This is a genomic window from Caballeronia arationis, from assembly GCF_001544975.2.
In the GTDB taxonomy this organism is placed as follows: Bacteria; Pseudomonadota; Gammaproteobacteria; order Burkholderiales; family Burkholderiaceae; genus Caballeronia; species Caballeronia arationis.
In genome coordinates this window covers 1-507 of the sequence record NZ_FCOG02000625.1, presented here as the reverse complement: position 1 = coordinate 507, position 507 = coordinate 1, and the positions used below count along the sequence as shown (strand labels likewise).

The 507-nt window shown below is 62.5% G+C and carries 1 pseudogene; it reads left to right on the top strand.

The window, feature by feature from the left end:
* A pseudogene (locus AWB81_RS44175) lies at nucleotides 1–507 on the top strand (hypothetical protein); the annotation flags it as partial.

The following is a 507-nucleotide window of genomic DNA, read 5'->3' as shown; positions in this document are numbered from 1 at the left end:
CAAGATTGATCGGCTGCTGCGCAAATGGCTGGCACGACTACCGCATCCGTTTGATCGGCGCGACCGGGCCGCCGGTTACCGCTACGCGCTGTCGATCCTGCAGGCCGAGTTCGCGCTGACCCAGGTGCTCGATCGACCGGTGACGGGGCGCATCTTCTTCGAGCAGGTCATCCGCGAGAACCTGGACATCGGACGCCCGGGCCAAGTGCAACTGATCTTCGATCGCCGCGTCAATCGGCGCACCCCGGGGCGCTTTCGCACCCGGGTGATCACTGAAGGGGTCACCCCTTCGCTACACGTGGACTACAAACGTTCACGCATCAAGCAGTACCACAAGGAAGGTCAGGCGCTCCGTACCGAGACCACCATCAACGACACCCGCGACTTTGGCGTGGGACGGCTGCTGCGCAACTTGTCCGAGCTACGCAGCATCGGCTTTGCAGCGAATCGGCGCATGCTCGAAATCGAGCAGATCAGCCACGACTGTGCATTGGGCGAAGACGCGTT